7 protein-coding genes are annotated in these 9723 nt (G+C 34.6%); 2 read left to right on the top strand and 5 right to left on the bottom strand.

All coding sequences use genetic code 11. From position 1 onward, the window contains the following. Both BMW37_RS10605 and BMW37_RS15155 read right to left on the bottom strand, forming a co-directional pair. The coding region (locus BMW37_RS10605) for an inverse autotransporter beta domain-containing protein (RefSeq protein ID WP_177168647.1) at positions 1-458 on the bottom strand (458 nt) is incomplete at its 3' end. A gap of 468 nt (positions 459-926) precedes the next feature. Continuing rightward, positions 927-1073: a hypothetical protein gene (locus BMW37_RS15155; protein WP_218139525.1), complete on the bottom strand. Its 147-nt coding sequence runs from the start codon at positions 1071-1073 to the stop codon at positions 927-929. Positions 1074-1293: 220 nt separating this feature from the next. Here BMW37_RS15155 and BMW37_RS10595 point away from each other — a divergent pair, with 220 nt between their 5' ends. Together BMW37_RS10595 and BMW37_RS10590 are read left to right on the top strand one after the other, a co-directional pair. Then, positions 1294-3246 (top strand): tetratricopeptide repeat protein, encoded by a 1953-nt coding sequence (locus BMW37_RS10595; protein ID WP_093320766.1) that lies wholly within the window; start codon positions 1294-1296, stop codon positions 3244-3246. A 214-nt stretch (positions 3247-3460) separates the two neighbouring features. Continuing rightward, positions 3461-5263 (top strand): inverse autotransporter beta domain-containing protein, encoded by a 1803-nt coding sequence (locus BMW37_RS10590; RefSeq protein ID WP_093320763.1) that lies wholly within the window; start codon positions 3461-3463, stop codon positions 5261-5263. A gap of 243 nt (positions 5264-5506) precedes the next feature. Here the strand turns inward: BMW37_RS10590 and BMW37_RS10585 are convergent, their stop codons facing one another. Genes BMW37_RS10585 through mobH form a run of 3 tightly spaced genes read right to left on the bottom strand, consistent with a single transcriptional unit; the run spans position 5507 to position 9601 of the window. Beyond that, entirely contained in the window at positions 5507-6136 is a 630-nt protein-coding gene (locus BMW37_RS10585; protein ID WP_093320760.1) for an IncC plasmid conjugative DNA transfer DtrJ family protein, read from the bottom strand. After that, positions 6133-7968 carry a conjugative transfer system coupling protein TraD gene (traD, locus tag BMW37_RS10580; protein WP_093320757.1) on the bottom strand — a complete coding sequence of 612 codons (1836 nt, stop codon included), beginning with the start codon at positions 7966-7968 and terminating at the stop codon, positions 6133-6135. Before traD ends, BMW37_RS10585 begins: the two co-directional genes overlap by 4 nt. Positions 7969-8017: 49 nt before the next feature. Continuing rightward, a complete protein-coding gene (gene mobH / locus BMW37_RS10575; RefSeq protein WP_093320753.1) occupies positions 8018-9601 on the bottom strand; it encodes a MobH family relaxase in 1584 nt (527 codons plus the stop codon). Positions 9602-9723: the final 122 nt, after the last annotated feature.

Below are 9723 nucleotides of genomic sequence, written 5' to 3'. Positions count from 1 at the left end.
AAGTATTCACCACCTAGGCTAACACGGTCATTTTGACCGGTTAGGTCACGGTCATAAAATGCATTAACGCCCCATAAATAGTGTTCATCTAATTGACGATAGCCTAAACCAAGATTGACAGTATTACGATTATCATAATGACGGTAACCAAATTGGGTAAAGGTGACATCAGACCCATTATCTTTAAGTGCAAACAACATATCAATCAACGAATCATCAAATTTTTCAGCATCGAAATCATAATGTGTTTTGATACGGGAATTTCCGTATTGATTTAGCCAAGCTTCAAGGCCATTAACGGCTTGAGTTTGAGCATAATTGCTAACTGTAGCTGTTGCATGTTCGTTAGTTTGTTCAACTGCTGAAGCAATGGGTATAAAAATGAATTGGAATAGTTGAGAGGCAAGGGCAATATTAGCAACAGTACGCCCGTGATTGGTATTAAAAATATATAGCATAAGATAAGGTAATCCTTGTTAAAGTATTACCAGATTAGCAGCCTAACTCATATATCAGCCACGACAGAAACCCCTACAGCATAAAATAAGCTGCAGTATGTACAATGACTAAATAATCTAAGTAATGCTATCCTGGTGTTAGCATGAATTATATGATGCGAATTATTCTTTTTATGGTTTATTGTGTTAATTAAGACAATACAAGAAAATAAATCTAAACAGTATTAAGTCTTACGATACATAGAAATCAAGGTTTTATTAACCATTTTATATTGAAGTAACAACATGCGTTGATTCAGCATTGTTTCTACTTAATGCAAGCTTACTAAAATATAAGCTAAAAAGCACAAAAAAACATTTTGAAATACATCACCAATAATATCACTATATACACATAAATCGACAATTAATTTTACATTAATTTACCTACTAGCAGTCTGTAATTATTGAATTATACAACAGCTAAATCTAATTACTGTTTAATTTTTCAACAGATCTATTAGCTTTAGTTCCTTTTGTGCGAACTACAATAACATCATAATCATTGTCAAAAACAAGTCCCATTATTGCCATAAATGTTTTAGTTTTATCTGATTGAATTTTTCCTAATAACATAGCAAGCTTAGTTCCAAGAGCCTCTGTATTTTTAAGTTTATGAACTGTTTTCTCGATACATTTTTTCAATTTCATTATATAGAAAATGTGATGGTCAACTTTTTTGCACTGGTATAGATTTATAAGTGAACGCAACAGCAAAAAATGTTACAATTTGACAACTTAAAGATATATATTTACAAGCTGTTTCACATAAAGCTTATACATTAAGAGAAAGTTTATGCATAAAATTTTACTGGCTGTCTATATTATTTTGATATCTTATTCCGTGATGGCTGATGATTTGCAAGCACTAGAACGTAAAGCTCTCAGCGGCGATACTGCTGCACAAGTCTCTCTAGGTGGAAAGTATTTTTATATCGATCGCATGCGAGATTATACTAAAGCAAAAGAATACTTTGAATTAGCGGCAGCTAAAAACGATCCTGAAGCACAAACTGCACTTGCCAAGATGTATAAAAATGCCACAGGGGTGAAACGAGATTTTGCTAAAGCAAATTATTATTTGGAACTCGCTTCTAATCAAGGATTTGCAGAAGCCTATCTTGTACTGGGCTCTGTATACCGTTATGGACTAGGTGTAGACCAAAATTTTAATAAGGCGGCAGAGTACTATCAAAAAGCAATTGATGCGGGTGACACAAATGCTGCAACTGAACTCGCTTGGCTTAATTATTATTGTTTAAACTTTAAAAATGAGCCTGAACCAGATTCCGAAGAAGATATTTCATTTATTGGCTCGCATGAGAATGCTAAAGAGTTGCTTGAGCTTGCTGCATCAGCTGGGGATACTGCCGCAATGATTGAACTTGGAAAAATGTATTATTATGGCACTGGTGTAGAACAAAGTTTCACGTCTGCCTATCACTATTTTGAATTAGCGTCTCAAAACGATGATAAAAATGCTTCTAGATGGTTAGGTTTAATGTATTTAAAAGCAAATGGTGTGACCAATGATTATTCAAAAGCCAAAGATTACTTAGAGTTATCAGCTAAACATGGTGATTCAATTGCTCAATATGAACTAGGCAAAATGTACAAACATGGACTAGGTGTGAAAACTGATTATTTAAAATCATTTGAGTATTTTAAGGCCTCAGCTGAACAAGAAAATGCTTATGCGCAGTATGAAGTAGGAATGATGTATAAAGATGGGTTAGGAGTTCAGGAAGATTTTAGAAAAGCCAAGCATTATTTACTATTAGCGTCGATCGCTGGCATAAAAAATGCTGAAAACCAACTTAATATTATCACCAATCATTGCCTTAATTATAAAAACTACCCATTCACTGATCTTTATCAACATGCCCTAAAAGCCCATGCTGAATTAGAAATAGCAAAAGTACTTGAATACGCTGCTTATCAAGGAAATCAATACGCGCAATTTAAATTAGGGAAAATATTTTATGAAGGCAATTTAGCGATTAAGCCAGACTATAAAAAAGCGAAAATTTTTTTTGAACTTGCCGCAAATCAAGGTCATGCCGAAGCTCAATACGAACTTGGTGGCCTATACCATAGTGGAAAAGGTGTAACACAAGACATGAAAAAAGCAAAGGAATATTATGAACTTGCTTTTAAACAAAATAATGCAGGTGCCCAAATGGCTTTAGGTATTTTAAATCAATACGGATATGTCAATAACACTATAGAATACAAAAAAGCGCTTGAATATTATTCCCTTGCAGCTAAACAAGGATTAATTAAAGCAAAAACACAAGCAGACATCATAACTCATTATTGTTTAGATGAAAAAATTGCCAAAGGGATAACAAATGAACATATTTCTAATTATAAATTTGGTTATCAATTTAGCAGCGATGAAAATCAGTCTTCAGTAGACACTAAATTAATAGCAAAACCAGTTAAATGGAATGACCAGGCTCAGTTTCAATTGGGTAAATTATATTATCCATCTCCTAAAGCAAAACATTATTTTGAGCTATCAGCTAGCAATAAAAATACCGAAGCAATGTTTTATTTAGGTGAAATTTACCACAACCCAAGTCGATATCCAAGTGGAGGATATGGCACTGAATTTGAAATAGATTATGCAAAAGCAAAAGAATATTATCAAGCTGCCGCTGATAACGGTATTGAAAAAGCAACCCATGCGCTTCAGGATATCTATATAGATAAATGCCTTGGTATTCCTGTTCTTGGCTATGAGTAACTTATTTAAAAAAAACATACAGCATAGAATGCACTAGCAGCAATCATTAAGATGCTTTTAGTATAAACACGTATTACTTTATCGCGATCAAGTATTTAAAATAAGTCATAATCAGAACTCACTGGTGTGTAATAGTCTTGTTATTCTTGGTACAGCGTGTTTTAAGCCATCAATTTGCATTATAAGATATCAAAAACTTTAAGAGAATTATGATATGAAATTAAAGATAAAATCCACACACCATCTAATTGCAAAGATAGGATTATGCACGATATTTTACATTCCGATGACTTATTCATTTGATGGGACAACACAGATTAGAGTGGGAAATGAGAAAAACATAGAATTATTGATTCCATTAAAACAAGGTGATAATTACACAACATTTACTCAAGCAGGCGTCACAAATGATGCTTATTACTTAGGTTTTGGGCATAGAGCTGAAGCTGAAAATTATCTGTTTGGTCTCAATTCATTTTTAATCACTAATGACGATCATAACCAACAACTAAGCATAGGGTTTGAAGCGTCTAATGAAACATACAACTTTAAAGCTAATCAATATTTTGGATTAGATAGCTGGAGGCTGAATGGGGATTATTTGGGTAAAACTGCAGATGGTTTTGATATGGGATTTACTGCTCGCCCCGCTAAAATACCGAGTTTATTAGGCAGAGTAACATATTCAAAATTCGAAGAACAAACTGAAAGATTTAGACTAGGTATAGGTTATCAACCCATACCTTTGCTTTCATTTAATATGGATTATGACATTGAGCAAGATGATGTTAATGGGTATATACAACTTACTTATCGTTTTGGTGAAAAATTATCTGAACAGCTAGATCCAGAAAACCTACCAAAATATCAATCTCTTAAATCGCAAAGATTAGATTTGGCCCAATTTGATACTAGTTTGCATCAAAGAAAAAAAATGCAAACCAAAACACCCCCAACACTTGAAGTTCCATTTAGAAGATTAGAACTCTCTTCTACTAAATCCGATGCTTTAGTAGGTGAGATAAATACTTTGGAAGTTAAAGTTTTTAAAGTAAAAGATGGAATCATTTATTTAATTGATGATGTTGTCATTAAATTTAAAAATGAGGAGATGGTTCTTGGCGTAGCTACGAGTAATCAGGGCTTAGCCAGGCTAGATTTTAGTTCGCAAACACCAGGGATATTCCAGATTTATTCACAACTTGATGACCTTATCTCAAATACTGTAGAAATTGAATTTAATCCATTAATCCAGGATAATATAAAACCACTCCCTCCAGTTATAGAGTCATCTCCCCCCCCAGAAGAGAATGCAGTGATACCACCAGATGAAACAATTCAAACTCCACCCGAGGAAACTGTGGTAATGCCACCTGACGAGACGGATCAAACTCCACCTGATGAAACTGCGATAATGCCACCTGACGAGACGGATCAAACTCCACCTGATGAAACTGCGGTAATGCCACCTGACGAGACGGTTCAAACTCCACCTGATGAAACTGTGGTAATGCCACCTGACGAGACGGATCAAACTCCACCTGATGAAACTGTGGTAACGCCACCGGAAGATAATAAGGAAGATTTAATTCCTGAAACTAATCCAAATTGCCAATCCGCAGGTGGGCCAATGAATAGTCCTAGTGTAAGCTCTCAAAAAAGTTTAAATGGTGATCCGCCTTCTATTCAAAATTTATATTTGCATGGCAAATTTGGCACTGGCGAAATAATCACTGTGAATTATACTTTTAGTCCCGGTAGTGGTGACAATGCCGCTTTCAAAAGAAATTTTTCGCCATATGAGTTTGCACCCAAAGGATTAGCCTATGATCTCATAGACCCATTTACTTCCACTCGCCATCCTAATCAAGTGAATGGATTTAATACATTTACTTTACCACCTTTAACTGCTGAACAAGCTGGTCAAATTATGGAAGTTGCTATGTTGCCAATTGATGGTTTTTTTAGAGTTGGTTATGAGGTTGTAATGCAAACGAACTTTTTACCTTGCCAATAAGAAATACTAACCGAGGTAATCTTATTAAGTGATCATGGCATACTTATTGACTTGAAAAGCAATAGTGAAAGTATAAGTAGGAAAATTAGATTCGTCTTTCATAACAATTTACTTACGGTTGTAAAATAGAACAATCTAATCATCGAATTGACTTACGTGAAATTGGTTAGGTTAAATATCGTAACAGTCGTGAGGTGATAGGAGCAGTTAAAAACTAACACGGACATAAAAACTGATAATTGACTATATTTTCTTTTGCCTGTTTGCAATAACGCTCCCTAATAGTCCGCAACCGCATGAGATAAGTAAAGGAACTAACCATGGATAAATAGCTATTGGAATAATAATTAATAAGATAGCCATAAAAAATAATATAAGTGCTGATTTGAATCCATACCGATGAATCGTTGGGCTTGAGTAACTAAAATTAGATTGACCTATTTTTAATTTAATATATCCACTTGTGATGGCACTGATTAAAATGATCACCCATACCGGCCACCACAGTAGCAATAAACTCATTCGCTGGATAATATTTTCTAGTGCACTGAATAATGCGGCTAGTCTATTTTCTATCCAATCAAACCAAACATCTCCTAAGCTACTCATTCCTCTTGATTTTAATTTTTCTAATTCAGTGGGAAGCAAAAAATGAGTCACTTCAAATTTCACATGACTTTCAATAAAAATCTGATTATAAAATATATTTCCTCGCTCACTTGTAAAACTAAGCGTCTCATTCCCATAAAAACCATAATCACGTTGCCATTGAGCCTTACCAATTTCGTTATGCCAATCATAAGAAATAAACACCAAAATAATGATAAGCTCCGCGCCTAAAATCAATAAAATTAACCAAAGAGGATGCTTCATTTTTTCATCTGAAGGTTATCTGCCACCAAAATAGGTAATCGTCCTTTGATAAGCCTTCCTCCTGAAATCATAGCTAAATATTCTAAATTAGGTAATTGTCCTAACATAGCTGATGGAAAAATCTCCATTTCTTCTTCCATTAATCGTTCTGCGTAACTGCCACTATATTCCATTAGATCATCCCCTTTTGTACTACCACCTTGGTCACGAACAACTGTATTAACTCTGACTTTGGGCAGATTCTCTGTCACATACTGCTGAGTTTGCGCATCCATCACTCTAAATACTATTAAGTTATTGATATTACCTAATACTTGCCTTGCTTTTGCTTCACTACCGGTCCTAGCAGCAAAATCAGAAAAGGTTTGTGTCGCTATAATACAACGCATTTTTGCCCCTCTACCTTTGTTTAATAATTGAATAAAAGGATCATTAATCACTTCAGCAGCTTCATCTATAAAGATATTAACAGGCTGATTATCGATACCATAATTGTAGCGGTCACCCGATACCGCAGTTAAATCAGATAATATTAAAGAACCAATAGCGCTACCAACCATTGCATCAGTCAAGGAATCAAGTCCAATATACGCCACACTAGCAGTTTGAATGATTCTTGCGCTATCAGTAAGCGTAATATTAATATCAGGATCAGAGCGTTCAGGTGAAAGCAATGGCCCTAATTCACTTGAGGTCAACATATTTAAAATTGGCATTAACGAAGCTACCATCTTAGAATAGTGAGTTTTATCATGCTTGAACATACTCAATAATCCTTCAAGATCACTATTTGGTGCTATTGATTGGATATGTATAAAATAATAGTCATACAAATAATGAGCTAATTTATATGCGTTGCGGTTGGCTTTAGCTTGTAAATTGGTAAAATCCACTTCAAATTGCTTAAAACTAATTAAGCACCATGCACTAACTGCCTCAATGACTAATTCATCAGGCCCACTTTCTAAATAGTACCGAAGCGTTTTTAAATCAGGCTTTCTACCAATAATTAATAGACCTTGTACGATGTTATTTAAGGCCATTTGCCCAAATGCTTTAAATGGATCAGCGCCCGTTTCAGACGGAATTAGTGCAGCAATACGACTTGCGATTTCAGTTCCTCGATTAAAATTACGCAGTGGATTAATTCTTGCAGATATTTCTGGAAAACCGGGATGAAAAAAAACAAATCTCCCTAAATCCCCACTTGCTATACATGCTCGTTTTGCGTTATCACAAAGCTCCTTGTCACCTTTAGGATCAATAATAATTACAGCTTCATTTCTCAAAATAGCCTGGGTAATCAGCGTATCAAAGCAACGGGTTTTTCCAGCGCCTGTCGTTCCGACAATAAGCGTGTGTCCTTCTGTATGCGCTAAGGGTTGATAAATCGCATCATCGCCTAAATTTAGGCCATGTATCCAGTTAGAACCAAATGCATCAGATGGCATTTTACGTGTAAGATCATGCTTTAATTGATATCTTTGATAATCTATCAGTTTTTGTGTATGAGCAGCTGTCCATTCAAACCCATACCCTAACCATAAGCTATTCGGTGTGGACTTCATAATCAATTTCACTGCAGATAGCGTCGTAAAGGTTAATTTTTTGCCAGAGATGCCTTTTTGTAGAACCCACATTGACCTTGCACCTGGAAGGGTAATTAAAAACATGATGAGGGCATATCCCATCCCTAAGAAAAAAATAAACTTAGGCAGTCTGGAATTGAAGCTTAAGCTGAAAAACGCTAAAATGCTGCTCCCCCAAATAATTAGGAGATAACCTTCATATATTGGCCGCCATGGCATCTGATAATCAGTTTTTAATTTCATTATTCATCCAAACTAAAAGTATTATTTATAGCAACCAAAATACATTCCCCTATGTTTTGTTGTTCAAAATTAATTCGGTCAACGTCATAAGAATTCTAATCTGACCATTAGGCTCAAATTGACAAAGTTTATGTTCCATTAACGCACTAATTAAATCACTATCACTTATCCCTGATGTCTGATTAATTTGTCTAAGCTCATGTAAATTCAGATAAAGCCCATCTTCATCCTCTTTGATTAGTATTATCCATTCAGTGCTTAACTTAGTCAGAATAGTGTTAAAGATTTTATTTGTTGTCTTTCGCTGAGATTTGGCTTCATCAGATGACGAATTTAAATTTGAAAACATCGTAGGCTGACTGTTATCATTATCAGAGATATTATTAGCCAGTTCTGTCAATTGGCTGGCATCAACTTCTTCCTGCGTCCTGTTTTTTTCTAAAAGGGGGGCATTAACACAATCAAAACAATTCTCAAAAGTAGTTAAGTCTTCCTGCCAATTTTCAAGATGTTCTATTAACCAAGCTGGATCATTTATTTTTACCATATTCAAAAATATAGATTTATTTGTTTGAGTTAAACATTTTGGCGCAAGTTTAAAAAAACCATCTCTGGTTAAATCAAGTGAAACAATGTCTCCGGTAATAAATAAGTCAAGAAGTGAATTTTCATCTAAATTTAAACCTGTTAACTGCAATTTTGAGGCCCTAGCAATCATCTCTGAAATAGCTTGACGCCAAACCAAATAGAGTTCTGCTTTATCTCCTTTTCTACTTCTACACACCCATAGCCTTGCGCCCTTTTGATTTAAAGTCCAAATACCTTCTTGAACAAATGTTCGCATTAATTGTTTTAAAATTAGAATAGTTGGAGTTTCAGAGCCATTAGCAAAATTTCGATTATGCTTTTTCAAATCAGCTTCAACACTTAATTGATCTGCTTTAATCACTAGTTTTGACAAACGACTTTTTTTATCACCATATGATAGTGCTGTAGTTAAAGCTAAAATAATTTCTTGGTTACTGCTTGAAAGCCAAGACATAGTGACAGGTGATAAAACTAAATTCATCCCTACCACTCCAAAAGCTTCATGCTGTTTAAATCGTTCTTTTTGCCATTTGACACAATAGTTCACAACTCCATATTGTGCTAGCCAATCTTTAAATGAGCACTCATACGGATTCCAATGAATATTTTTGTCTTGGCAAGTGATTTTAAAATCTGTTAAAACTCTTCCCATATCATGCAATAACCCAGCGAACAAGGCTGCAACTCTCCACTTTAAATCCAACTCCTTTTTCTCTTTCGGTGATCCTGTAATGGCAAATAGATGTTCCTCAGCAAGCACCAACGTATAATACCCCACTTCTAAACTATGTATTAAAAGTCCATATTCGTAGGCATGGTGGTGTAACTCAGAACTTGGAAGAAAAGATAAATAGTCAACTAGCTTATCTAAATTAGGCTTAATGTACTGTACATATTCAATTTCATTGATTGCAATCATTTTTCTAATTTTAGATAGAAGATTTAAGACACAGTTCGGGGTATGGTTACACTGGAGAGATAGGCCTCTTAAAGGAGAGAGGATAATGTCAGTATTATTCTCAGAGAAGATACTATTTTGTCTCATATTGCATCCTAATTAAAATCATTATAATGCAATATAATTAAGGAATTAGGAGACAGAAAAACTTAATATTTTAAAATTTCTCCGAATTAATTTATCTATCTGATAATTGATATTTTATGATA

This window comes from Thorsellia anophelis DSM 18579 (assembly GCF_900111395.1).
Taxonomy (GTDB): Bacteria; Pseudomonadota; Gammaproteobacteria; order Enterobacterales; family Thorselliaceae; genus Thorsellia; species Thorsellia anophelis.
This window is presented reverse-complemented; position numbering and strand designations above follow the sequence as displayed.